Consider the following 23,675-nt stretch of genomic DNA (forward strand, 5'->3'; position numbering starts at 1 on the left):
CGTTAAACCCGGCTCGCGGCCGGGGTTGGTCTGGGACGTGTCAGCTCTTGGTGGCGTAGGCGTAAAGCAGCGTTTCCTGAGCGCTAATGGCATCACCGCCGCCCGGGTCCTGAAGATGGTAGCTGCCGTCGCTCTGGAGCAGCCAGCTTTGGCAGTTATCCACCAGGTAGGTTTCCAGGTCCTTGCGCACCCGGGTGGCGAGCTTCTTATCGAGCAGGGGAAAGCAGGTTTCCACGCGGTGAAACATGTTGCGTGACATAAGGTCAGCGCTCGAGCACCAGATTTCCGGCTTGCCGTCGTTATGAAAATGGAAAACCCGGGTGTGCTCCAGAAAGCGTCCAATGATCGAGCGAACGCGAATGTTGTCCGACACCCCCGGTACGCCGGGCTTCAGGCAGCACATGCCGCGAATGATCAGGTCGCACTCCACGCCTGCCTGGGAAGCACGATAAAGCGCCTTGATCAGCTGCGGCTCGGTCAGCGAGTTGCACTTGATGATGATATGGGCGCGTTTTCCCTTGCTTGCCACCTGGGCTTCACGGTCGATCATTTCCATTAACCGGTCGTGTAGCGTAAACGGCGCGTGGAGCAGCGTATCGATCTTGCGCGCGCGGCCCATTCCCGACAGCTGCTGAAACACCCGATGAACGTCGGCGCACAGCGCCTTGTTGGCGGTCAGCAGACTGTAGTCGGTGTACAGTTTGGCGGTCTTGGAATGGTAGTTGCCGGTGCCCAGGTGCGCGTAGTGGCGCAGTTCGCCCCGCTCGCGGCGCACGATATGCAGCATCTTGGCGTGGATCTTGTAGGCCATGATGCCGTAAATCACGATGGCGCCGGCTTCCTGAAGGCGCGAAGCCAGTTGGAGGTTGTCGGCTTCATCAAAGCGTGCGCGCAGCTCGATGACCACGGTGACTTCCTTGCCCTGGCTAGCGGCATCGACCAGCGCACTGACGATGGGTGAGTCGGCGCCGGTGCGGTAGAGTGTCTGTTTGATGGCCAGAACGTCAGGGTCGCGCGCGGCCTCGCTTAGCAGGTCCTCGATGGGTGAAAACGACTGAAAAGGATGATGCAGCAGCAGGTCCTGTTTGGCGATGGCGTCAAACAGACTGCCGCCTTTCAGCGCCTTGGGCACGCCGGGCGAGTAGGGCCTGTAGAGCAGCTCGGGGCGGTCGACATCGCCCAGCACCGACATCATCCGGGTCAGGTTGACCGGGCCTTGCACGCGGTACAGGTCGCCGTTCTCGAGGCTAAACTGGCGCAGCAGGAAGTTGGTCAGGTCGTCCGGGCAGTTATCGGCGACTTCCAGCCGCACGCCACTGCCGTAGCGCCGAGCCAACAGTTCGCCACGCAGCGCCGAGGCCAGGTCGGAGACCTCTTCCGGATCGACGCTCATGTCGGCATTGCGCGTCAGGCGGAACTGGTAGCAGCCGCGCACCTTCATGCCCGGGAACAGCTCCTCGGCATGGGCGTGAATCATCGAGGAGAGGAATACGTACTCAGTGAAGCCTTCGCTGCACAGGTGCTTGGGCAGGGCCATCAGGCGCGGCAGCGAACGGGGGGCGGGCAGAATCGCCATGCCCCCGGCACGGCCGAAGGCATCCTTGCCTTCAAGCTCGACGATGAAGTTGAGGCTTTTGTTGACCAGGCGCGGGAAGGGATGCGAAGGGTCCAGCCCGATAGGGCTGATCACCGGCATGATGTCGTTGTTGAACAGTTCCTGGACCCAGTCCTTTTGCGCCTTGGTCCACTGATCGCGGCGGCGAAACCGCAGACCTTGGGCTTCCAGGGCGGGCAGCAAGGTATCGTTGAGGATTTCATACTGCCGGACGATTTGCGCGTGGGCGATGTCGGAAATTTCGGCAAGCACCGCCTTGGGAAGCCGCCCATCAGCGCCCGTCGTATCGTCGCCCAGGGCGATTTGGTGCTTAAGCCCGGCGACACGAATTTCGAAGAACTCATCCATGTTGGATGAGAAAATCAGTAAGAACATCAGCCGGTTGAGCAGTGGGTGCGCGTCATCAAGCGCCTGTTCCAATACGCGAATATTGAACTGCAGGTGCGATAGCTCACGGTTGAAATAGAGTTGCGGATCGTCCAGGTCGGTTTCTGGCAGTGCGTCGCGCGCCTGCACACCCGTGGGCGTGCGATTGACGCGCAGCGGGGAGGACTCATTATCACCGCCGCCATGATCATGGAGTGGGTAGGGCGAATTATCAGTGACCTGATCGTCCATGGTGACTGCCTCCGGCGTTAGTCATCTCTGAGCATATCATTGCCTGATACGCGCCTGTTAACGCAGTATGGCGGAGGAAGATGACAAAGACGTGTCACGGCATTGTCATCTACTGTTAGCTTGCCTCAGACACATAGCGTCAACGCTTGGCCGTCAGCAGTCGCGCAGCGTCCAGGGCAAAGTAGCTTAGGATGCCGTCTGCACCGGCGCGCTTGAAGCACATCAGGGACTCCAAAATGACCGTGTCGGCATCAAGCCAGCCGTTGTCGAAAGCGGCGCGATGCATGGCGTATTCACCGCTTACTTGGTATGCGTAGGTAGGAACGCGTAATTCGCTTTTGACCCGCCGCACAACATCCAGGTAGGGCATCCCTGGTTTGACCATCACCATATCGGCCCCTTCGGAAATGTCCATGGCCACCTCATGAAGCGCTTCGTCACTGTTGGCCGGGTCCATCTGATAGGTGCGCTTGTCAGCTTTGCCCAGGTTGGCAGAAGAGCCCACGGCGTCGCGGAAGGGGCCATAATAGTGCGACGCATATTTGGCGCTGTACGCCATGATACGCACGTTATGAAGATGCTCTTGCTCTAGCACCTGGCGAATTGCACCAATACGCCCGTCCATCATGTCCGAGGGAGCGACCACATCAGCACCGGCCTCGGCGTGAGAAAGCGCCTGTTTTAGCAGGGTGTCGACGGTGCGATCATTGATTACGTACCCATGTTCATCGATGATGCCGTCCTGCCCGTGAATGGTATATGGGTCCAGAGCAACATCGGTGATAATGCCCAGCTCAGGTAGTGCCTCTTTAAGTGCGCGTACGCTGCGCTGAACGAGGCCGTTGGCGTTGTAGGCCTCTTCGGCGAGTTCGCTTTTCTGTTCACCGCCGACGACCGGGAACAGCGCGATGGCGGGAATGCCCAATGCATAGGCATCGCGGGCTTGCTCGATCAACAGGTCAATCGACAAGCGCTCTACCCCTGGCATGGAAGCGATGGCCTCGCGCTGCTGGCTGCCTTCCAGCACGAACACCGGCAGAATAAGATCACCAGGCGTCAGCGTTGATTCGCGCATCAAGCGGCGGGAGAAGTCGTCGCGGCGCATGCGTCGCAGACGAGTCGCGGGGAAGTGACGAGGTGTTGGTGTACTCAACGGTATTCTCCACAAAAACTCGCAAATGAGGGTGTCTGTTGGCCTTGGCTGAGTATATCAGCCTTGACCTGCACCGAAAGCCGTCTTGTGGCGCGCCTCAAGACTGACTAAAGTGGCGCAAACGCTGCTGAACGAGCAGGCCCTGCATAAGGAGATAAGCATGACCAAACAGGTGGCAGTGATTCTCGCTGGCTGTGGTGTATTCGACGGGTCAGAAATTTACGAAACGACCCTGACATTGCTGCGCTTGGACCAGTTGGGAATAGGATATCGTTGTTTTGCTCCGGATATCGAGCAACACCATGTGGTAAATCACCTCACCCAGGAGGCCGACGCGGACGAACGGCGTAACGTGCTGGTGGAATCGGCTCGTCTGGCCCGAGGTGAAATAAGTCCGCTGACTGACCTGGCGGCCGATGAGTTTGACGCGGTGATTGTGCCGGGTGGTTTTGGTGTCGCCAAGAATCTGTCGGATTTCGCCACGGCGGGAGACAGCATGCAGGTGCTGGAGTCATTCAAGGAGGTCCTATCGGGCTTTCGCGAAGATGCCAAGCCGATTGGCTTGATCTGCATTGCGCCGGTGTTGGCGACGCGCTTGCTAGGCGATGGTATAGCGGTGACGGTGGGTAATGATCCCAGCATGTCTGGGGCGATCAGCGCCATGGGAGGCCTGCACCGCAGCTGTAGCGTCGAGGATATCGTCGTGGACCTGGAGCATCGCGTGGTTACCACGCCTGCCTATATGCTGGCGACGCGGATTAGCGAAGCGGCAACAGGTATTTTTAAACTGGTTGATCGTATTGATGAAATGATGGACTAGTTTCCAGCCCCATCCTGCCAATCGCGCGAAGTTGCGCGAAGGCTGTCCGTACAAACGTACAAGCCGCTGCTCTATGGCAGCGGCTTGTTGTTGTAAGCGCAGCGCAGGCGGTGATGTTATTCCTCGCTCGGCTCCTCGGCGGCTTTTTCGTTGCGCCGTTTGCGTACCAGGCGACCAAATAACAGGCCAACCTCGTAGAGCAGGTACATGGGAATGGCCAGCAGACTCTGCGAGATAACGTCAGGTGGAGTGAGTACCATGCCAATAATAAAGCACCCTAAAATGATATAGGGACGCTTCTGGGAGAGGCTCTCGACTGTGGTGGCGCCGGACAGAATCAGCAAAAACGTGGCCACCGGAATTTCGAACGCCACGCCAAACGCAAAGAACAACTTGAGCACGAAGTTCAGGTACTGATTGATGTCGGTCATGACCGTGACGTTTTCCGGCCCGGTCTGGGTGAAAAACGCAAACAGCAAGGGGAACACCACGTAATAGGCAAACGCCGCGCCGGCGTAGAACAGCAGGATGCTGGACACCAGTATCGGAATCGCCAGCGCTTTCTCGTTATCGTAAAGTCCCGGCGCGATAAACGACCACGCCTGGTGGAGTACGAAAGGAATAGCGAGAAACAACGCCGTCACCAGGGTCAGTTTAAATGGGGCCAGAAACGGTGATGCCACCTCGGTGGCAATCATTTGCGACCCCGGGGGTAACAGCGCCATCAACGGTTCGGCGACGAAAAGATAGATATCGTTTGAGAACGAATACAGCGCCAGGAAAACAACCAAAATAGCAATAACCGCGCGCATCAGTCGTGAGCGTAACTCAATAAGATGCTCGATTAGCGGCGCTTGCTTCTGTTCATTGTTGGGCTCCTGCGAATCACCAGACGTACTCATGGTTGCTTGCTGTCCTTGGTAGATGACTCGGCGTCGGGCGACGCTGGCGCTTTCTCGTGGACGGTCTCCAGCGCATCATCCAGATGCGAGGCAGCACTGGCGGCACGCTGTTCCGTCGACGTTGACGTATCGCGAGACGGCGCCGTTGGTTTTTCGGGGTCGTCCGCAATCCGCTCCACGTCTTGTTTGGCTTTGCGTAGGCTCTCATCGAGCTTTTTTTGCTGGTCGGTGAGCTTTTGGCGCAGCTCTTCCGCCTCTAGCTGAGCGCTGATTTCACGCTGCATGCCCGAGACGGTGCGTTTTATTTTTCCTATCCACAAGCCTGCCGTGCGTGCGGCGCGCGGCAGGCGTTCAGGGCCCAAAACCAAAAGCCCTACGATGCCAATGACTAGAATTTCAAAAAAGCCAAAGTCGAACATGGCTTATTTGCGCTCGTCGTTGTTATCAGCCGCTTGTTTTGCTTTCTCTTCTGCCTGAACGTCGTAAGTATTGCCTGACTCGTCGTGGCGAACTTTTGCTTGGGGTTGTTCTTCGTCTTGTTTCTCGCTGTCCTTCTCGTCTTCATGAACGGCTTTTTTGAAGCCTTTAACGGCCCCGCCTAAATCCGAACCGACATTGCGAAGCTTTTTGGTGCCGAAAATCAGGATGATGATGCCTAGCACAATCAGCAACTGCCAAATACTGATACCACCTAACATATGCGTGTCCTCGTGATGGGGGTACGTTGCAAAGCCCGTTGATTAGCGCTTGCGCGCCGCTTTTTCATCGTGACCGGAAATACCGAATCGGCGCGCTAACTCGTTGAGTACGTCTTGGTGATCCATGCCCAAATGCGACAGCATCACCAAGCTATGAAACCATAAGTCAGCTGTTTCAGCGACCAGTGCCTGACGCTCGGCCAAACTGCCATGTTCGGCGTCTTTGGCGGCGATCAGCGTTTCTGTGGCTTCCTCGCCCAGCTTTTCGAGTATCTTGTTCAAACCCTTATGATGCAAGGAGGCAACATACGAATCGTCCGGCGAGGCGTGGCGACGCTTACGTAATACCTCGTCGAGCGCATCCAGTACAGGCGCATTATTGGGGGTAGGCGTCGTCGTGTCCATGGGGATCCTTAGGTTCTTCAACTATTGCCACGCCAACAGTAGCAGGCCAATCGCAGCGGCAGCCAGAACGGGCCATTGTTGACTGCTAGCCCACTGACTGAGCGGCTGCCAAGCGAGCGCTAACCCTAACAGAATCAAGCCAATGCGCAGACGATGCTGGCGCTTGCTCTGCCGCGACAACTGCTGTCGCATGGCGCTGATAGCGGAGGCTTGCTGATGGCGTTGGCGGTGTTCGTGTTCCATGCGGCTAAGCGCCTGGTGTGCCAATACTGGCAGCTCAGGTAACTGATGTGAAAGCTCTGGTGCCTGGCGTTTTAGTGAGCGCCACAGCCCACCCAATCCTGCACGCTCTTTCATCCACTGCTCTAGATAAGGTTTTGCTGTGCTCCATAGGTCTAGGTCTGGGTAAAGCTGTCGACCTAGGCCCTCAATATTAAGCAGCGTTTTTTGCAGCAATACCAACTGGGGCTGAACTTCCATATTAAAGCGTCGGGCGGTTTGGAACAGCCCCAATAACACCTGACCGAAAGAAATATCTTTCAACGGTTTTTCTAAAATAGGTTCACACACGGTTCGAATGGCCGCAGCAAACTCGTTGGCGCGGGTATTTTCACTTACCCAACCCGACTCAATGTGCAGCGCGGCGACTTCGTAATAATCCTGATGGAAAAACGCCAGCAGGTTGCGTGCCAGGTAATCTTGATCCTCGCGCGTCAGGCTGCCAACAATGCCACAGTCAATGGCGATATATTGAGGGTCTTCCGGGTTGTCGCAGTTGACGAAAATATTGCCGGGGTGCATATCGGCATGGAAGAAATTGTCGCGAAACACCTGGGTAAAGAAGATTTCCACGCCGCGTTCGGCAAGCTTTTTTAAGTTGGTACCGCTGGCTTTGAGGGTGTCGAGGTCGGCCACGGGGACGCCGCGGATACGCTCCTGCACCATGACGTGGCGACGCGTGTAGGGCCAGTAGATGGTGGGTACAAACAGCAGCGGAGAATCCTTGAAATTACGCTTAAGCTGCGAGGTGTTGGCGGCTTCCTTGTACAGGTCAAGCTCGTCGAAAAGCGTCGCCTCGTAGTCTCTGATCACTTCCACCGGGCGCAGACGACGCGCCTCGGGCACCTTGGCCAGTAGTTTGGCCACCTGGTACATCAGCGCCATGTCCTGACGCATGATGCGGTCAATGCCGGGGCGAATGATTTTAACCACCACGTCTTCGCCGCTATGCAGTCGGGCGACATGGACTTGCGCGATTGAAGCCGATGCCAGGGGAGCAGGGTCGAAAAAGGCGAAGGCTTCACTGAGTGGCATTTCGAGTTCTTTTTCGACCCGGGTCACAGCTTGCTCGCCTGGAAAAGGCGGTACCTGGTCTTGCAGTCGCCTCAGTTCATCGGCGATGTCTTCAGGTAGCAAGTCTCGGCGGGTGGAGAGCATCTGGCCGAACTTGATGAAGATCGGCCCCAGCGTCTCTAGTGCGAGGCGAAGGCGTTCGCCTCGTGAGCGCTGACCGATAGGCATCAGGCGCAGCGGCGAGAACCACAGCAGAAAACGCAGCCACCAGGGGAGTCTATCAAGCGGCAGGAGCGTATCCAGGCGATGACGGGCAATGACCCAACTGATGCGTAAAAGCCGCAAGCTCATTGATTCGCCTCCGCTCGAAGTCGTCGGTCGAGGCGCTTAAAGCGAGCTTCTAAGCGGTCGGTGGCCACCTCAAGCGCAGTGAGCTGGTCGCGTAATACATCACGCTGTTGTCGTCCAGGCAGCAACCGGGCCTCTTCAAAGACATATTCTGAAACGTCCTGCACTAGCTCCTCTTTGGTGCGCAGCCCCCAATCAGCAGCCCGCCGTAACCCTTCGGCAAGAGAATGAGCGGGGGTGTCGCCCAGCCAGCGCGCCAGTTCGTTTTCCCAGTCGAGATCCAGGTCAAGCAGCAGCGTACGCGTGGCTTCCAGTAAATGTACTTGACCACGCATTGCCAGTTTACCTTCAAACATCAGCTGCTCTACTGATGCGCCACTCAGCCATCTCGACAGCGTTTCAGGTGTCAGTTCCACGACCGCATCAACGTCGTTGTCGCCCAGATCGTCGGCGCGCAACAGGTCAATACCCGCGGCATGGTAGTGAAGTACCAGCGCAAGTTGGGGCTGTTCGAAGCGCACCAGCAGGCGGCTACCCGAAAGCTGCGCAAGCCGTGCAGGCGACGCCGGGTCTCGGGCGAGCAAGGCGTTCAACGTGCGTTCACATCCGGCCAGCAATAAGGTCGGGGTTACCAGCATGCTGACCTCTCGGTGGTTGATGTCATAACTTGATGCCGCGGTGAAGCGCGACAATGCCGCCGGTAAGGTTGGTGTATTCGACCCGCTCAAGACCCGCGTGCTCCATCATACTTTTCAGCGTCTCCTGGTCGGGGTGCATGCGGATCGATTCGGCTAAATAGCGGTAGCTATCGCCGTCTCCTGCCACCCACTCGCCCATTTTCGGCAGCAGGCGGAACGAGTATTCGTCGTAGGCTTTCGACAGCAGTGGGTTGTTGGGCTTGGAAAACTCTAGCACCAATAACCGTCCACCGGGTTTGAGCACCCGTGTCATCGAACGTAGCGCGGCGTCTTTGTCGGTGACGTTACGCAAGCCAAACGCAATGGTGATGCAGTCGAAGCTATTGTCGGGGAACGGCAGGCACTCGGCGTTGGCCTGGACATACTCGACGTTGCTGCCCACGCCGTTGTCCATCAGCTTGTCGCGTCCCACGTTGAGCATGGAGGCGTTGATATCGGCCAGCACGACCTTGCCCCGGGGGCCGACCAGGCGCGAGAACTTGAGCGTCAAGTCGCCGGTACCGCCGGCGATGTCAAGGACGTGGTGACCGGGCCGCACGCCTGCACGCTCAATGGTCAGGCGCTTCCAGACGCGGTGAATGCCCATCGACATAAGGTCGTTCATGACGTCATAGCGTGCGGCGACCGAGTGAAAAACATCGGCCACCCGAGAGGCTTTTTCGTCGAGAGGGACTTTCTGATAACCAAAATCAGTAGTGCGTTTATCCGTGGGGCTCATGGGGCTCTGGCTCCAGAGTTCAAGGCGATGAGCGTCGACCCAGCGGTCGTCGCATTAAAAGATTGACGACATTGTAGCCCTGTCCGCCCCGACTTGTCTGCGTTTGCCCTGGGGCGCGACGTCACAGCTGTTTGAACTGGATGCTGGCAGGCTCGCGGGAGGCGCCGGCGTCTTCAAGCCGTTGCAGGTAGTTTTCCCAGTAGGCCGTTTGATGCTGGGCGAGATCATATAGATAGTTCCAACTGAACAGGCCGCTATCGTGGCCGTCGTCAAAGTGCAGCTTGAGCGCGTAGTTGCCCGCTGGGGTGATGTTCTGCAGCCCCACATCTTTTTTGCCGACCTGCAATACAGCGGTATCTCCGCCGTGGCCGCGCACCTCGGCAGAGGGCGAGTAAACGCGTAAAAGCTCCACCGGCAGGCGATAGCTTTCGCCATTGGCATAACCAAGCTCAAGTTCGCGGGTCGGCTTATGATAGTGAACGCGGGTGGGGGTGGGAGCAGTCATAACACACCTCAAAAGTGGCTGGGTGTCGGCGGCCAGTGGTGGCACACCAAAACTCGGCATCCTTGCCGAGCCAGTACGTTACAGAATATAGCGCGATAGATCTTCGTCGACGGCTAGTTCACCCAGTTGAGCATTCACATAGTCGGCGTCGATCAACAGCGGGCTTTCCATATCGCCTCCTTTGAACGAAGCCTCTTCCAGCAGCCGCTCCATCACGGTATGCAGGCGACGCGCACCTATGTTCTCGGTACCTTCGTTGACCTGCCAGGAGATTTCGGCGATGCGCTCAATGCCATCCGGAGTGAACTCAACATCAAGCCCTTCAGTGGCCAGCAATGCCTTGTACTGCCGGGTCAATGAGGCAGACGGCTCGGTCAGAATGCGCTTGAAGTCACCGGGTGTCAGCGCATCCAGCTCAACGCGGATGGGCAGGCGGCCCTGCAGCTCAGGTATCAGGTCCGACGGCCGCGACAGATGGAAAGCCCCCGACGCGATGAACAGGATGTGATCAGTCTTGACCATGCCGTACTTGGTCGAGACGGTCGACCCTTCGATAAGCGGTAGCAAATCGCGCTGCACGCCCTCGCGGGAGACTTCGCCACCGCTTGATTGGCCGCTGCCCTTGGCCACCTTGTCGATCTCATCCAGGAAGACGATACCATGTTGCTCGACCGCTTCCACGGCGCGGGCCTTGATTTCCTCTTCGTTGACCAGCTTGCTGGCTTCTTCGTCGCGCAGCAGGCCGAAGGCTTCTTTCACCTTCACGCGGCGGGTTTCGCGCTTTTGCTGGCCCATGTTGGAAAATAGGCTTTGCAACTGGCTGGTCATTTCCTCCATGCCCGGCGGGGTCATGATGTCGATGCCTTGGCCCTGGGCAGACACTTCGATATCGATTTCTTTGTCGTCCAGTTGCCCCTCGCGGAGTTTTTTGCGGAAGGTCTGGCGAGTGCCGCTGTCGTCGCGGGGCTTGTCTTCCTGGCCGCGGGGCGGTGGCAGCAGGGCGTCGAGGATGCGGTCTTCCGCCGCGTCCTCGGCCCGGTGACCGACTTCTTCCTTGGCGTGCTCGCGCACCATCTTGATGGCCGATTCCATCAAGTCGCGAATGATCGATTCGACGTCGCGGCCCACATAGCCCACTTCGGTAAACTTGGTGGCTTCCACCTTGATGAACGGTGCCCGCGCCAGCTTGGCGAGGCGGCGGGCAATTTCGGTCTTGCCCACGCCGGTGGGGCCGATCATCAGGATATTCTTGGGTGTGACCTCCGGGCGCAGCTCGTCGTCCAGCTGCATGCGGCGCCAGCGGTTGCGCAATGCAATGGCGACGGCGCGTTTGGCGTCTTGCTGGCCAATGATGTACTGGTCCAGGGCGTGGACGATTTCACGGGGTGTCATCTGGGTCATAAAAGGTGGCCTCAACGTTCGTTGATGTTCAGCTCTTCAAGCGTGATGTGGTGATTGGTGAACACGCAGATGTCACCGGCTATAGCGAGGGATTTTTCGGTAATCTCTCGGGCACCCAGTTCAGTATTTTCCAACAGTGCCCGAGCGCTTGCCTGGGCAAAGTTGCCGCCAGAGCCAATCGCGATAATGCCGCGTTCGGGCTCAACGACATCACCGTTGCCGGTGATAATCAGCGAAGCGCTGTGGTCGGCCACCGCCAATAGCGCTTCCAGGCGGCGCAGCGCTCGGTCGGTGCGCCAGTCTTTGGCAAGCTCAACGGCAGCTTTGGTGAGGTGGCCCTGGTATTTTTCCAGTTGGGCTTCGAAGCGCTCAAATAGGGTGAACGCATCGGCGGTGCCGCCGGCAAAGCCCGCTAGCACCTTGCCGCGGTAGAGGCGGCGTACCTTGCTGGCGTTGCCTTTCATTACGGTGTTGCCAAGCGATACCTGGCCGTCACCCGCCAGGGCGACTTGGTTTCCGCGACGCACGGATACGATGGTGGTCATGGAGGTAACTCCTTGGGGGAGGCGAGCTCCCGATGACGGTCGGGTCGGGGTGCGACCATTATTAAGCGGTTCACAACAAAATGCGGGCGGCCGATAAAAAATCAACCGCCCGCGCACCATTGGGGTGTGAGTTTCTCAGTTTTGTAGTTGGATCAGCAGTGGCTCAATACCCTGCGTGGTCATTAGATCCTGAGCGCGATTGAGTTCGCGGGTGTCGTCGTAAGGGCCCACCTGCACTCGGTGCCAAGTACTGCCATCGGCTTGGATCTCGCTGATTTGCGCCAGCAGACTTAAGTTGCGTAGCCGCTGCTGAAGCTGCTCCGCGTCATCAAGCTCGCGGAACGAGGCGGCTTGTAGTACATAGCGTGCATCCTCTTCATTGGCTGCTTGCTGTGCGGTGGTGACTTGTTCTTCCGGTCGCATATTGGCAGCGATGACCTGGGCAATGGGGTCGTCAACGGTATCGTCGTCGCGATTGGACGCATCCGCATCCGCTTCGGCAGCGGCCGGCTGTTCAACGCTGGAAGGAGGCGTGACGCCGGGCGCAATGACTTCGGTTTCAGGCAGCAGGGTGTAAAACTCGAACGTTGGCATGGACGACTCAGACGATGACTCGGTTTCTCGTGCGGCCTCGCGTGCTTCTCGCTCCTCAGCGGTTGAGTCAGACGTCGTTTGGGCGTTGTCATCCGGCGTGTCCTGCCAGGGGGCGGTGCCATGCTGATGCTGGGCAAGAAAGAAACCGGCCGCCACACCTGCCAGTGCCCATAACCAGCCGGGCAAGCGGAACCCACCGCTGGAGCGGCGGGCAGCTTTGCGTTGGCTCGTGGCACCGCGGCGGGCGGGCTTTTTACGCGGACTGGCCATGGATTACATCTCCTCGGGGGCGCTGACCCCCATTAAATCCAAGCCATTGCGCAAGACTTGGCGGGTCGCCAGGCCCAGCGCCAGACGTGTGTTGCGTAGTGTGTCGTCGTCGACCATGACCTTGACGGCGTTATAGCAGGTATGGAAATCGCCCGCGAGGTCTAGTAAGTATTGGGCTACCTGCTGGGGTTCACGGTTGTTAGCGGCATTTTCGACCACCTCCGGGTAGCGGGCCAAACGGTTGAGCACGGCGCGTTCCTGGTCGCTGTCCAGTAGGGCTAAATTGGCCATGGCAAGGGGGTGATCGAAGGGCTGCCCGGCTGCTTCGGCCTTGCGCAGCATGCTGCACACCCGGGCGTGGGCATACTGGATGTAATACACCGGATTATCGTTGGACTGCGAGCGCGCCAGGTCGATATCAAAGGTCAACTGTGAGTCGGCGCGGCGGGCGGACAGGAAAAAGCGCGTGGCGTCGCGGCCCACTTCGTCGATCAGGTCGCGCACGGTGACATAGCTACCGGCGCGCTTGGAGAGTTTTACCTCGACGCCTGAGCGGGTCACCATGACCATTTGGTGCAGCACATAGTCGGGCCAGCCTTTGGGAATGCCGACTTCCAGCGCCTGCAAGCCTGCACGCACGCGGGTCACGGTCGAATGGTGGTCGGCACCCTGTTCGTTGATCACCGTCTTAAAACCGCGCTGCCATTTGTCGAGGTGGTAAGCCACGTCGGGCAGGAAATAGGTGTAGCCGCCTTCGCGTTTGCGCATCACGCGGTCTTTATCGTCGCCAAAATCGGTGGTGCGCAGCCACATCGCGCCGTCTTCTTCATAGGTGTGGCCCGCCGCGATGAGCTTCTCAACGGTGGCATCCACCTTGCCGTCGGCATATAGCGAAGATTCAAGAAAGTACACGTCGAACTCGACGCCAAAGGCTTTGAGGTCCAGGTCCTGTTCGCGGCGTAGCCAGGCCACGGCAAAGGCCTGAATCGCGTCAAGGTCGTCGGCGTTGGCATTGGCGGTGACTTCTCGGTCATCGGCGGTGACCGTTTCACCCGCCATGAAGTCCTTGGCGACATCGGTGATGTATTCGCCGCGATAGCCGTCTTCCGGCCAGCTTGGATCGTCGGGGCCGAGGCCCTTGGCGCGGGCTTGCACCGAGCGCGCCAGATTGACAATTTGCGCCCCCGCGTCGTTGTAGTAGAACTCGCGGGTCACGTCATAGCCGCTGGCATTAAGCAGGCGGCACAGGCAATCGCCGATCGCGGCGCCCCGGCCGTGACCCACATGAAGCGGCCCGGTAGGGTTGGCCGAAACGAACTCCACCTGAACTTTTTGACCCTTGCCGATCAGGCTGCGGCCAAATGCATCGCCGCTGTCGAGTACCTGAGCCACAATTTGTGCGACGGCATCCGAGGCGGCAAAAAAGTTGATAAACCCAGGGCCGGCGATCTCGGTTTTTTGGATAGCGTCGCTTGCAGGCAGCGCCGCAACCAGAACGTCCGCCAGTTCGCGGGGTTTCATGCCGGCCGGTTTGGCGAGCATTAACGCCAGGTTGGTGGCGTAATCGCCGTGGGATTTGTCTTTGGTGGGGTCCACCTTGATGGTGGGCTGTAGATCAGCGGGCAGCACGCCTTGGTGCTTGAGCGCGGAGACCGCGCCGTCGAGCAGTGAACTAATCGTGTCTTTCATTTAAGTATCCGGGTGTTATCAGTGGCGGCGTGTACATGCACGCATCGCTATGCGGCGGCAAAGTGCCCCATTATCGGCAATTGGCGCGCAGTTTCAAAGCGGTGTGTGCGCTGGCGACTAGGACAGACTTTGTGGGTCGATGTCGATTGACCAACGAACCCGCCGCGCCTCGCGGTTGGCTTCAAGCCATTGCACCATCCAACTAGTCGCAGCATGTAGCTGACTGCGTTTATCCGCGGCGAGCATCACCTGCAGATGGTAACGGTTTTGGCGACGCTCCATAGGCGCGGGTACCGGCCCTAGACAACGTACTGGGGAGCCGGCTTCGCCTAGCCATTGGCGTAGTGCCTGGGCGGCCTGCTGGGCCAGGCTAAGAGCCGCCTCTTCTTTAGGACTTTCGACCCGCAGTAGCGCCATAAAACAAAACGGCGGCAATTGGGCCAGGCGGCGCTCTTCCAGCAAGTTACGTGCCAGTGCCCCATAACCGTGTTCGGCGAGCTGACCCAGATGCGGGTCATCGGGGTGAAGCGTTTGTACCAGCACGCGGCCGGGGTGGGCCGCCCGCCCAGCTCGGCCGGCCACTTGTTCGAGCAACTGAGTGCTGTGCTCAAGGGCGCGGAAGTCCGCCGCGTAAAGACCGCCGTCGGCATTGACCACCACTACGAGCGTTACGTGGGGCAAATGGTGGCCCTTGGCAAGCATTTGCGTGCCCACCAGCAGGCAGGGCTCGCCACGTTGAATCTCTTTAAGCATTTTCTCAAAGCTGTCTTTGCGCCGCGTGCTATCACGGTCGATGCGTTGCACCGTGGTCTTGGGAAACAGGCTTTGCAGCGTTTCTTCGGTACGTTCTGTACCGCTGCCCAGGGCGCGTAAATCACCGCTACCGCATTGGGGACAAGCGTCCGGCAGGGCGCGGCGGCTGTCGCAATGGTGGCAGGCCAGTAGCGGTGGCTGTCGATGCAGCGTCATACGGGCATCGCACTGGCCGCATTCAGCCAGCCAGCCGCAGGCATGGCAGGCAAGCGTTGGCGCAAAGCCTCGCCGATTGATAAAAATCAATACCTGCTTGCCGGCAGCCAGGGTGTTTTTGATGGCGGTTAACACTGGTGGTAATAACCCGCCCTGACGACGTTGGTGGCGCATGTCCACCAGCTCGAGTTTAGCGGGTGGGTGGCTGCTGGGACGCTGGGTCAAGCGTAAGTGGCGGTAAGACCCCGCCAGTGCCTGTTGCAGACTTTCAAGGGACGGCGTTGCACTGCCCAGTAACAAGGGAATTTTATGTCGGTGGGCGCGGGCGACGGCCAAGTCCCGCGCATGGTAGCGCAGGCCGTCCTGCTGCTTGTAGGAACCATCGTGTTCTTCATCGACGATAATCGCCCCTGGGTTGGCTAGCGGCGTGAAAATCGCCGAGCGAGTACCAATGATGATCAGCGCCCGTCCGCTGGCAGCGGCCTCCCAGACGTCCAGGCGCTCAGGGTCGGTGAGCCCTGAGTGCAGCGCCAAAACCGGCACGCGAAAGCGGCTCTTAAAGCGCGCAAGCGTTTGTGGGGTCAGGCCAATTTCCGGCACCAGTACTAGCGACTGCTTACCTTTGGCGGCCACCGCTTCAATTAGCTGTAGGTAAATTTCCGTTTTGCCGCTGCCGGTGACGCCCTCTAGCAAGCAAGGGTGATAGCCATCGAGCTTTTCGTGTAATGCAGCAAGCGCGGTGGCTTGTTCGCGATTAAGTGGCAGCGCCGGGCTCGCCAATAAGCTGCCGCTGGGTGGCTTGGGGGCGGTAAGAGTAATGTCCTGGGCATGGGCGAGGCCTTTTTTTTCCAGGGCAAGCAGTTGGTCGCGGCTAAAACCATGCGCGCTGACCGCACGGCCCGGCAATCCGTGAGGGTGCTGGCGCAGTAGCGCGTGTAACTCTGCCTGCTTGGGAGCACGGCTCAGGCGTTCATCGTTGGAGGGGCCTTCTGCGTGCCAAAGAGTTTGCGTGCGCCCCGCCATCGGGTGGCCCTGGCGTAGCCGTGCAGGCATCGCCATGGCCAGCGTGTCGCCCAGGCTATGCTGGTAATAGCGTGCTGTGAATTGGCAAAGCCATAACCAATCGGCGGGCAGAGGGGCGTCGTCTAATATTTCGCTGACGCTGCGCAGTTGGGACTGCGGCAGGTCACTGTGGTCGGCCAGTTCAACGACCACCCCGACCACCTCTCGACGACCAAACGGGACGCGGACGCGTAGCCCCGGCTGCCAGCCATCAGGCGGCGCTTGGCGGCTGGGCAGGTAGTCAAACAGACGCCGCAGTGGCGACGGCAAGGCAATTTTAAGCACCTGAGCGGAAACAGCGTTGGGCAATTGGCCTCCGGCATTAGTTTTGCTAGAATATGCGGCCGCTCCGACTTTAAACGAAGGAGCGATTAACCGGTTAGTCGTTTTTAAACCCGTATGCGGTGCCTGGCACGAGATCAGGTGGCGGCATACCGCTGATGAGGCTCAAGATGAAACAAGGTATCCATCCGAATTACAACACGGTCACCGCCAACTGTTCTTGCGGTGCTACCTTCGAGGTAGGCTCGACCTCGGGCCAGGGATTTTCTCTGGACGTGTGCTCCAACTGCCACCCTTTCTACACGGGTAAGCAGAAGCAAGCGACCACTGGTGGCCGTGTAGAGCGCTTCAACAAGCGTTTTGGCGCTGCAGTCAAGCGCGGCTAATCCACGCAGGATTTGCCTTCTTGTCAGTGCTTCGGTGCTGTCAACAAAACCCACGCACTGGCGTGGGTTTTTATTTGCCTTGATATTCTTGTGGAAAAAATTTCCACAAAATGTTGCGTTGCATCAGTAAGGTAACTGTTATAACTGAAGCGGTTACATATAAGTTTCATTAAATATATTCGAAATGTTACGAAGTTGGGGTTAAAGTCGGTTAAACGACCGTTTTTATGTTGGGTTTACCGCTCGCTTGAGCGGGCTGGGATTTTTCTATATTCTGGCACCACTTATCCTCACATTAACGTAACTGGACCCTTTAACATGACCGATGCAAACAAGCAGGCCGCTTTGGATTATCACGCTAAGCCGATCCCCGGTAAGCTGTCGGTGGAGTTGACCAAACCCACCGCCACAGCAAGGGATCTAGCGCTGGCGTATAGTCCTGGCGTTGCCGAGCCGGTCAGGGAGATTGCCCGTGAAGCCGAGAACGCCTACCGCTACACGGGGAAAGGGAATCTAGTCGCGGTGATTTCCGACGGCAGCGCGATTCTTGGATTAGGTAACCTTGGGCCGCTGGCTAGCAAGCCCGTGATGGAAGGCAAGGGTGTATTATTTAAGTGCTTCGCCGGGATTAACTCGGTGGATATCGAAGTTGACGCTGAAAGCCCGCAGGCGTTTATTGATACCGTGGCGCGTATTGCCGATACCTGGGGCGGTATCAATTTAGAAGATATCAAAGCGCCCGAATGTTTTGAAATTGAGAAAGCACTGATTGAGCGCTGTCGTATTCCGGTATTCCATGACGACCAGCATGGCACGGCAATTGTTACCGCTGCGGGTATGCTCAACGCACTGGATATCGCAGGCAAGGCTATCGAGAACGTGAAGATCGTTTGCATGGGGGCGGGAGCCGCCGCGATTGCCTGCATGCGTTTGCTGGTAGCCTGTGGAGCGAGCAAAGACAACCTGATTATGCTCGACCGCCGCGGGGTTATCCACGGTGACCGCGAGGGCATCAACGAATATAAAGCCGAGTTTGCGCGGGATACGGACATGCGCACCTTGGATGATGCCATCGACGGCGCCGATGTGTTTATTGGTTTGTCAGGCCCTGGGCTGCTGTCGGCGGAGCAGGTGAAGAAAATGGCGGCGGATCCGGTGATTTTTGCCTGCACTAACCCTGATCCCGAGATTCACCCTGATGTTGCCCGCGAGGCGCGGCCTGATGTCATTATGGCGACCGGCCGCTCGGATTTCCCCAACCAGGTGAACAACGTGTTGGGCTTCCCATTTATTTTTCGTGGTGCGCTCGATGTTCGCGCGACGCGCATCAATGAGGCCATGAAACTGGCGGCGGTGCATGCGCTCAAAGATCTGGCCCGCGAGCCTGTTCCCCAGGAAGTCCTGGATGCCTATGAGCGGACCGATATGCAGTTTGGTCGCGAGTATATTATCCCGACACCCGTCGATGTACGCCTGCTGGCACGTATATCCTCGGCGGTGGCCCAGGCTGCTGTGGACTCAGGGGTGGCGCGTAAGCCGTATCCAGCCCATTACCCACTCGGTTCCATCAACGACGTATATGGCGACTAGCCCGCGATATCCGCTATCACCATTGCCAACGCCCGCTATCCAGCGGGCGTTGGTGTTCCAGGGTGGCTAATTGAAAAAAGCTAGAAGCGCTCAATGTGCCTGCCCCCTGGTATTTTTATCTACGATTACGGTGAATAGCGTGTCAGGCCTTCCTGAGCGGTAGAGGCGATTAAAAGGCCATCGCGCTGGTAGATATGCCCCCGCGCCAGTCCACGGGCGCCGCCCGCCCAAGGTGAATCGATGACGTACAGTAGCCAATCATCCAGCCGTGTGTCTTCATGCAGCCATAGTGCATGGTCAAGGCTCGCAATGCGTAATTGCGGATCGGTGAAGCGGATGCCGTGGGGTACCAGACTGGTGGTCAGCAAATTAAAGTCTGACGCGTAGGAGAGCAAGTGGCGGTGAAGGGCGGCGTCGTCGGGTAGACTGCCAGCCAGTCGAAACCACAGGCACTGGCCCGTCGGCATCGCCTGGTCTGGATTACCCTTGAGGTGCAAAAACTCGATCGGGTGGCCAGGAAAGCGAGCGTGCTTGACATCACCGCTTTCCATCAAGGCCTCGGGCGAGAGGACTTCGGGCATCGCCCGTTGATGGCTAAAGCTTGCCTCGGTGCTTTGGAACGAGGCGCTGCAGAAAAAGATCGGGCGGCCCTTTTGAATGGCTGTCACGCGGCGTGTGGTAAAACTGCCGCCATCGCGGATGGTATCAACCTGATAGACCACCGGACGGTGAGGGTCACCAGGGCGAAGAAAGTAGCCGTGCTGAGAATGCGGGCGGCGCTCATCGGGCACGGTACGACTGGCGGCGGCGAGTGCCTGCCCGAGGACCTGCCCGCCGTAGAGTTGGGGTAAGCCTAAATCTTGGCTCTGGCCGCGAAACAGAGTGTCTTCCAGAGTTTCTAGCTCAAGCAAATTGACCAGCGTATTCAGCGCGTCTGCCATTCTCGGTATCCTATGGTCTCTTATCAAGCGGCGCTGGAAGCACCGTTCATACGATCGTTTTGTTACCTTAACGGAGTTTGCCGTGATACGCAGCGATGAATTTTATATGCATCGGGCCCTGGACCAAGCGCGCCTAGCGGCAGAAATGGGCGAAGTGCCGGTAGGCGCGGTGGTGGTCGACGCAAAGGGCCAGGTGATTGGTGCGGCCGGCAATGCCCCCGTTACTAGTTGCGACCCCAGCGGCCATGCGGAAATTCGCGCGCTGCGCGCAGCGGCCCAGTATGCAGCTAACTATCGTCTGGCGGGCTGTACGCTATTCGTGACGCTTGAACCCTGCATGATGTGTGCCGGTGCGATGATTCACGCACGCATCAGCCGCCTTGTGTACGGTGCTCCCGAGCCGCGCACGGGGGTGGTTGAGTCCAAAGCCAACCTGCTGGCACAGCCTTGGTTTAATCATGCGATTAGCGTGCAGGGTGGCGTGCTGGCGGTACCCGCAACCAAATGTTTAAAAGCGTTTTTTGCCGCTAGGCGGGGCGAGGCTGATGGGGAGCTTAGTCAGCGGCTCGACCGGTAGCCACTCGGTTGCGGCCTTCCCGTTTAGCGCGATACAGCGCTTCATCGGCAGTTTGCATCATAAGCGTCATGTTGAGCGGTTGCGGGTCGTTAACGCTGACCACACCAGCGCTAAGGGTGATGGGCTCGCCATTCGCATGAGCCAAATGAGCACCAACGAGTTGCAAGCGTAGCGTATCAGCCACCTTGTATGCGGTGTCTAAGTCTAACCCAGGCAGCCAGGCGACAAATTCCTCACCACCGTAGCGCGCAAAAATGCCGCCGTAGTGCCCGATCAAGGCTTCTCCCAACACGGCCATGCGTGCTAAGTAGTCGTCGCCCACCAGGTGTCCCAACTGATCGTTGACGCGTTTGAAATGGTCGATATCAAACAATGCCAGGCTGAGCGGCCGTTGGTTCTGATGCTCATTGACATGGTCGAGAAAGTGTCGGCGATTAGCAATGCCGGTTAACTCATCGTGGCGCGCCAGCCATTCGACCTCGCGCTGCAATTTGCTGCGGGTCTTTATTTCTTGCTGAAGTGACTGATTGCTTTCCTGTATGGCGCGGTGATGATGGCCTAACCGCTTAAAGGTATAGATTACCAAGTACACCAAATAGGCGAATGTCAGACCTAGCACGAGGCTTAACGTAGGCAGCCTGGGGAGTTGGCTCAGTAGGTACTGCCGTCGCGGCTGGTCCGAGAGCGTCAGTGTTTTATCGCCTAGCGCTACCCGGTGTTGATACGCCCATGGACCAGGGTGCGAAGCATCTCCGTGTTCGGCGAGGATCTGTTCGCCATCGCGCCACTGAATCAAACCTTCGGTATCGGTTAGCCGCTCAAATAGGGTGTCAGCCAGCTGTGAAAAGCTCACCACCATTGCCGCTGCGCCTATCGGAGTTTGTTGCTCGTTGTTCACGGGCAAATAGTGGATCATGCCCGCTTCGCCTTGCAGCAGCTCAATAATATCGGTGCTGCCTTCACGCTCACCGCGAAGTGCCGGTTCCAGCGCGGGACGGCCTGCTGGTTGCACGTCGAAAAGGCGTAGCCCAAGGGTGCTTAAGTTAACCGGGGTGGCGGGGTAGACTTGGCGAATACCGCTATCGGGTGTGATGAAGGCCATATTGATCAGGTAGCCAAAGTCGCGTTGATATCCTTCAGCCTGATGCACCCATTGACGGTAGCTGGGTGGCGCCGATTGTAGCTCCCAAGTGCGCGCAAAACGGCGCATGGCGTCAAGGTGGGCGGTAATCTCGCGACTCAACTGGCTTGTCACGGTTTGCACGCGGGCTTCAGCACGCTGGTAGAGCGTGCGCTCGGCCTGGAGGTGGAGCTGCTGCCAAAGCAGCAGGGTTACGCCTACTAAGCCGAGGGTCGACCATAGCGACGTGGCAAGATAGCGCTTGCCATACCAGTAAGGGCTGGCGTAAACGGCTTGGGCGAGCAGCAGCGTTGCATGGAGGAGTAGTGAAGGCCAAGTCGCTGCATAGTGAAGCAAGGGGGTAAAGCCAGAGTACAGGGTAGAACCAATGCTTTGTAGGCCCAGCAAAAGGGCGGCCGCAATGACCAGTAATGGAGCGCCAAGCCGCGCGCGTAAATCTAACAGCAGTGCCAGCGCAGTCAGTTGTAGGGCGATGCTGGTGAGTAACGGTGCGCGGAGTGTTTCGAGCGTCGCGCCCGGTAAAACGCGTTCGGCCAGCAGTTGCCAGGCGGCGGTGGGCAGCCAGGCTTCGGGCAGCAGGTAGCTGAGCATGCCTGGGGCGAGTAATGCGAAGGCGCCGGAGGCGAGCAGGCATGCCAATGGCCGGGTTCCACGCATCGTTGCCAGTTGAGCGAGGCCCAGTAACCACAATGCCAGGGAGGTGATCCCCGGTGCCAGCATCAAAAGTGCTGCCGCGCCGACCATGACGATGACAGCAAGACTTAGCGCGGTGCGATTGAAAAGCGTTTGAGGCATTACGGTCTCGACTTAATCAAGCGACGGTATAGACTCAAACATTACCAGCGGGTCTGCGTTGACAGGCGTTTGGCCTAGTTGAAAAAACTGCTGGCGGCTGCGCTCAACATACTCAATCATCTCGTAATAACGGCGAATATTGCGCACGTAAATCACCGGCTCGCCGCCGCGGGCATAGCCAAAACGTGTTTTGCTGTGCCATTCGCGCTGTTGTAGCAGGGGCAGGGCCTCGCGAACGTCTGCCCAGCGGTTGGGGTTGCCGTCGCGCATTTCGGCGATATCGCGGGCGTCATAAAGGTGGCCAAGGCCAACGTTATAGGCTGCCAGCGCCATGTAAAGACGGTCATCACCGGTGATGTCGTCAGGCAGCCGGTCTTTGAGGCTGCGCAGGTAGCGCGAGCCGCCATCAATGCTTTGCGCGGGGTCGCGGCGATCATCAATGTCCATTTCCTCTGCGGTAGGGTGGGTCAGCATCATCAAGCCGCGCACGCCGGTGGGGGAGACGGCGTCAGGGTCCCAATGGGACTCCTGGTAGCCAAGCGCCGCGAGAAGCTTCCAGTCGAAACCGGTGGTTTGGGCGGCTTGTTTGAAGTCGTCGGTGTAACGAGGCAGCCGAGCATCCAAGTGAGCAAGGAAGGTTCGGGTGCCGACATATTCCAGGTAATCATCGTGGCCAAAGTAGCGCTCCATCAGCTGGTCGAGCATGCCCGTCTGCTGCAGGTCTTCTATAAAGCGATTGGCCGCCTCAAGCAACCCAAGCCCGCGTCCGCTGGGCACCGCCCACGCCATTGATACCGGTTCGCCCAACGCGAAGCCGTGCTCAACATTAGGGAAAAACAGTCGGTTAATGCGGAACTGGTGGTCAAAAGTCACCGCTGCATCCAGGCTGCCGTTTTCAACCTGAGCCAGTAGCTCGGCAACTTCGAGCTCCTGGGATTCACGCCAGCTTAATTCTGGGTAATCGCGCTGAAGCTCACGTAATGCTTTGCCTGTTCCGGCGCCGCTTAACGTACCCAGTGACAGTTCGACTAAGTCACTTGGCGCATTGATGCCGTTGATTCCGCGACGGTAAACCACGAGCGGCTGCATATTGATAATCGGGCGGGTGTAGTGAATGCCCGGCGTGTCAGGGAGCAGTGGTAGCGCGGCAGCCCCCAAATCTCCTCTTTCGCGCACCGTGGAAAGGATGCTTTCCGGATGATGCTGGGCTTCAATGTTAAGGCTGACACCCAAGCTATCGGCAAACCGACGCATGAGCTCATACTCAAACCCTGTTGGTCCGTTGCGCCCTTCATAATAAGTGAAGGGGGTATTGCGCGTATGGAGGGTAATAAAGTCACGCTGACGAACTTGCTCCAGGTGCTCGCCTTCCGGCACAAACGAAAAGGTAGGCATCATCACCAACAGCGCAATGGCCGTTAGCGCGAAGTAATGGCTGGAGCAAGCGATAAAATGTCGGCAAATCAACGTCAGCATGGCGTCTTGTCGGCACAGGGTAAGCTGCCACGATACCCAGCCGCTAGCAGGCTGTCACCTTGTTGATTTCGTGTGGCCGACGCTTTCCAGTATCATAGCCGCTAATTAGTGTCACAAAAGACGGCCGCATGGCGGCCTGTTGATTTGTCTGCTCGAATTCTTCCTGCTCTAGAGGCTTCTGGAT

22 protein-coding genes are annotated in these 23,675 nt (G+C 58.2%); 4 read left to right on the plus strand and 18 right to left on the minus strand.

Annotation, left to right across the window (positions count from 1 at the left end):
• Positions 1 to 40 precede the first annotated feature (40 nt).
• Complete coding sequence (gene ppk1 / locus CPH17_RS16405; RefSeq protein ID WP_074395304.1) at positions 41 to 2,233, minus strand: polyphosphate kinase 1; 2,193 nt, start codon at positions 2,231 to 2,233, stop codon at positions 41 to 43.
• A 139-nt stretch (positions 2,234 to 2,372) separates the two neighbouring features.
• Complete coding sequence (gene hemB / locus CPH17_RS16410) at positions 2,373 to 3,386, minus strand: porphobilinogen synthase (RefSeq protein WP_074395305.1); 1,014 nt, start codon at positions 3,384 to 3,386, stop codon at positions 2,373 to 2,375.
• Between the two features lie 160 nt (positions 3,387 to 3,546).
• Here hemB and elbB point away from each other — a divergent pair, with 160 nt between their 5' ends.
• Complete coding sequence (gene elbB, locus CPH17_RS16415) at positions 3,547 to 4,206, plus strand: isoprenoid biosynthesis glyoxalase ElbB (RefSeq protein ID WP_074395306.1); 660 nt, start codon at positions 3,547 to 3,549, stop codon at positions 4,204 to 4,206.
• 116 nt (positions 4,207 to 4,322) lie between these two features.
• On the opposite strand, the gene tatC is transcribed toward elbB, so the two are convergent.
• The 13 genes from tatC to CPH17_RS16480 all read right to left on the minus strand — a co-directional run bounded on the left by tatC (position 4,323) and on the right by CPH17_RS16480 (position 16,612).
• The gene (gene tatC / locus CPH17_RS16420; RefSeq protein ID WP_074395307.1) at positions 4,323 to 5,108 is read right to left on the minus strand and encodes a twin-arginine translocase subunit TatC; all 786 of its coding nucleotides are present in this window, start codon (positions 5,106 to 5,108) and stop codon (positions 4,323 to 4,325) included.
• Positions 5,105 to 5,527 carry a Sec-independent protein translocase protein TatB gene (gene tatB / locus CPH17_RS16425; protein ID WP_074395308.1) on the minus strand — a complete coding sequence of 141 codons (423 nt, stop codon included), beginning with the start codon at positions 5,525 to 5,527 and terminating at the stop codon, positions 5,105 to 5,107. The genes tatC and tatB overlap by 4 nt, the downstream gene beginning before the upstream one ends.
• A 3-nt stretch (positions 5,528 to 5,530) precedes the next feature.
• Positions 5,531 to 5,806, minus strand: coding sequence for a Sec-independent protein translocase subunit TatA (gene tatA, locus CPH17_RS16430; RefSeq protein ID WP_074395309.1), 276 nt, complete (start codon positions 5,804 to 5,806; stop codon positions 5,531 to 5,533).
• A gap of 42 nt (positions 5,807 to 5,848) precedes the next feature.
• Entirely contained in the window at positions 5,849 to 6,211 is a 363-nt protein-coding gene (locus CPH17_RS16435; RefSeq protein ID WP_074395310.1) for a phosphoribosyl-ATP diphosphatase, read from the minus strand.
• A gap of 21 nt (positions 6,212 to 6,232) precedes the next feature.
• A complete protein-coding gene (gene ubiB / locus CPH17_RS16440; RefSeq protein ID WP_096300392.1) occupies positions 6,233 to 7,855 on the minus strand; it encodes a ubiquinone biosynthesis regulatory protein kinase UbiB in 1,623 nt (540 codons plus the stop codon).
• On the minus strand, positions 7,852 to 8,490 hold the full coding sequence (locus CPH17_RS16445; RefSeq protein ID WP_074395312.1) for a ubiquinone biosynthesis accessory factor UbiJ: 639 nt from the start codon (positions 8,488 to 8,490) through the stop codon (positions 7,852 to 7,854). Before CPH17_RS16445 ends, ubiB begins: the two co-directional genes overlap by 4 nt.
• A gap of 22 nt (positions 8,491 to 8,512) precedes the next feature.
• A complete protein-coding gene (gene ubiE, locus CPH17_RS16450) occupies positions 8,513 to 9,268 on the minus strand; it encodes a bifunctional demethylmenaquinone methyltransferase/2-methoxy-6-polyprenyl-1,4-benzoquinol methylase UbiE (protein ID WP_074395313.1) in 756 nt (251 codons plus the stop codon).
• Positions 9,269 to 9,389: 121 nt separating this feature from the next.
• Positions 9,390 to 9,773 (minus strand): gamma-butyrobetaine hydroxylase-like domain-containing protein, encoded by a 384-nt coding sequence (locus CPH17_RS16455; RefSeq protein ID WP_074395314.1) that lies wholly within the window; start codon positions 9,771 to 9,773, stop codon positions 9,390 to 9,392.
• Positions 9,774 to 9,851: 78 nt separating this feature from the next.
• Entirely contained in the window at positions 9,852 to 11,174 is a 1,323-nt protein-coding gene (gene hslU / locus CPH17_RS16460) for an ATP-dependent protease ATPase subunit HslU (protein WP_074395315.1), read from the minus strand.
• Positions 11,175 to 11,185: 11 nt separating this feature from the next.
• The gene (hslV, locus tag CPH17_RS16465) at positions 11,186 to 11,719 is read right to left on the minus strand and encodes an ATP-dependent protease subunit HslV (RefSeq protein ID WP_096300395.1); all 534 of its coding nucleotides are present in this window, start codon (positions 11,717 to 11,719) and stop codon (positions 11,186 to 11,188) included.
• A gap of 135 nt (positions 11,720 to 11,854) precedes the next feature.
• The gene (locus CPH17_RS16470; protein WP_074395317.1) at positions 11,855 to 12,583 is read right to left on the minus strand and encodes an SPOR domain-containing protein; all 729 of its coding nucleotides are present in this window, start codon (positions 12,581 to 12,583) and stop codon (positions 11,855 to 11,857) included.
• A 3-nt stretch (positions 12,584 to 12,586) separates the two neighbouring features.
• Entirely contained in the window at positions 12,587 to 14,272 is a 1,686-nt protein-coding gene (gene argS, locus CPH17_RS16475) for an arginine--tRNA ligase (RefSeq protein ID WP_074395318.1), read from the minus strand.
• A 117-nt stretch (positions 14,273 to 14,389) separates the two neighbouring features.
• Positions 14,390 to 16,612, minus strand: a complete 2,223-nt coding sequence (locus tag CPH17_RS16480) for a primosomal protein N' (protein WP_074395319.1) — start codon at positions 16,610 to 16,612, stop codon at positions 14,390 to 14,392.
• Between the two features lie 143 nt (positions 16,613 to 16,755).
• Between CPH17_RS16480 and rpmE the strand changes: the two genes are divergently transcribed.
• Positions 16,756 to 16,971, plus strand: coding sequence for a 50S ribosomal protein L31 (gene rpmE / locus CPH17_RS16485; protein WP_074395320.1), 216 nt, complete (start codon positions 16,756 to 16,758; stop codon positions 16,969 to 16,971).
• Between the two features lie 318 nt (positions 16,972 to 17,289).
• Positions 17,290 to 18,561: a malic enzyme-like NAD(P)-binding protein gene (locus CPH17_RS16490; protein ID WP_074395321.1), complete on the plus strand. Its 1,272-nt coding sequence runs from the start codon at positions 17,290 to 17,292 to the stop codon at positions 18,559 to 18,561.
• A 125-nt stretch (positions 18,562 to 18,686) separates the two neighbouring features.
• On the opposite strand, the gene CPH17_RS16495 is transcribed toward CPH17_RS16490, so the two are convergent.
• Positions 18,687 to 19,502, minus strand: a complete 816-nt coding sequence (locus tag CPH17_RS16495; protein WP_074395322.1) for an acyl-CoA thioesterase — start codon at positions 19,500 to 19,502, stop codon at positions 18,687 to 18,689.
• A gap of 85 nt (positions 19,503 to 19,587) precedes the next feature.
• Here CPH17_RS16495 and tadA point away from each other — a divergent pair, with 85 nt between their 5' ends.
• Entirely contained in the window at positions 19,588 to 20,079 is a 492-nt protein-coding gene (gene tadA, locus CPH17_RS16500; protein ID WP_269449432.1) for a tRNA adenosine(34) deaminase TadA, read from the plus strand.
• Here the strand turns inward: tadA and CPH17_RS16505 are convergent.
• Together CPH17_RS16505 and mltF are read right to left on the minus strand one after the other, a co-directional pair.
• On the minus strand, positions 20,057 to 22,015 hold the full coding sequence (locus tag CPH17_RS16505) for a sensor domain-containing diguanylate cyclase (protein WP_074395323.1): 1,959 nt from the start codon (positions 22,013 to 22,015) through the stop codon (positions 20,057 to 20,059). The genes tadA and CPH17_RS16505 overlap by 23 nt on opposite strands.
• A gap of 12 nt (positions 22,016 to 22,027) precedes the next feature.
• Positions 22,028 to 23,491 (minus strand): membrane-bound lytic murein transglycosylase MltF, encoded by a 1,464-nt coding sequence (gene mltF, locus CPH17_RS16510; protein WP_096300397.1) that lies wholly within the window; start codon positions 23,489 to 23,491, stop codon positions 22,028 to 22,030.
• Positions 23,492 to 23,675 lie beyond the last annotated feature (184 nt).

Source organism: Halomonas sp. hl-4, from assembly GCF_900215475.1.
Lineage (GTDB): Bacteria > Pseudomonadota > Gammaproteobacteria > Pseudomonadales > Halomonadaceae > Vreelandella.

Coding starts and splice junctions, on each gene's coding strand:
- ppk1 (WP_074395304.1), bottom strand. CDS start 2,233: ATGGACGATCAGGTCACTGATAATTCGCCCTACCCACTCCATGATCAT.
- elbB (WP_074395306.1), top strand. CDS start 3,547: ATGACCAAACAGGTGGCAGTGATTCTCGCTGGCTGTGGTGTATTCGAC.
- tatC (WP_074395307.1), bottom strand. CDS start 5,108: ATGAGTACGTCTGGTGATTCGCAGGAGCCCAACAATGAACAGAAGCAA.
- tatB (WP_074395308.1), bottom strand. CDS start 5,527: ATGTTCGACTTTGGCTTTTTTGAAATTCTAGTCATTGGCATCGTAGGG.
- tatA (WP_074395309.1), bottom strand. CDS start 5,806: ATGTTAGGTGGTATCAGTATTTGGCAGTTGCTGATTGTGCTAGGCATC.
- CPH17_RS16435 (WP_074395310.1), bottom strand. CDS start 6,211: ATGGACACGACGACGCCTACCCCCAATAATGCGCCTGTACTGGATGCG.
- ubiB (WP_096300392.1), bottom strand. CDS start 7,855: ATGAGCTTGCGGCTTTTACGCATCAGTTGGGTCATTGCCCGTCATCGC.
- CPH17_RS16445 (WP_074395312.1), bottom strand. CDS start 8,490: ATGCTGGTAACCCCGACCTTATTGCTGGCCGGATGTGAACGCACGTTG.
- ubiE (WP_074395313.1), bottom strand. CDS start 9,268: ATGAGCCCCACGGATAAACGCACTACTGATTTTGGTTATCAGAAAGTC.
- CPH17_RS16455 (WP_074395314.1), bottom strand. CDS start 9,773: ATGACTGCTCCCACCCCCACCCGCGTTCACTATCATAAGCCGACCCGC.
- hslU (WP_074395315.1), bottom strand. CDS start 11,174: ATGACCCAGATGACACCCCGTGAAATCGTCCACGCCCTGGACCAGTAC.
- hslV (WP_096300395.1), bottom strand. CDS start 11,719: ATGACCACCATCGTATCCGTGCGTCGCGGAAACCAAGTCGCCCTGGCG.
- CPH17_RS16470 (WP_074395317.1), bottom strand. CDS start 12,583: ATGGCCAGTCCGCGTAAAAAGCCCGCCCGCCGCGGTGCCACGAGCCAA.
- argS (WP_074395318.1), bottom strand. CDS start 14,272: ATGAAAGACACGATTAGTTCACTGCTCGACGGCGCGGTCTCCGCGCTC.
- rpmE (WP_074395320.1), top strand. CDS start 16,756: ATGAAACAAGGTATCCATCCGAATTACAACACGGTCACCGCCAACTGT.
- CPH17_RS16490 (WP_074395321.1), top strand. CDS start 17,290: ATGACCGATGCAAACAAGCAGGCCGCTTTGGATTATCACGCTAAGCCG.
- CPH17_RS16495 (WP_074395322.1), bottom strand. CDS start 19,502: ATGGCAGACGCGCTGAATACGCTGGTCAATTTGCTTGAGCTAGAAACT.
- CPH17_RS16505 (WP_074395323.1), bottom strand. CDS start 22,015: ATGCCTCAAACGCTTTTCAATCGCACCGCGCTAAGTCTTGCTGTCATC.
- mltF (WP_096300397.1), bottom strand. CDS start 23,491: ATGCTGACGTTGATTTGCCGACATTTTATCGCTTGCTCCAGCCATTAC.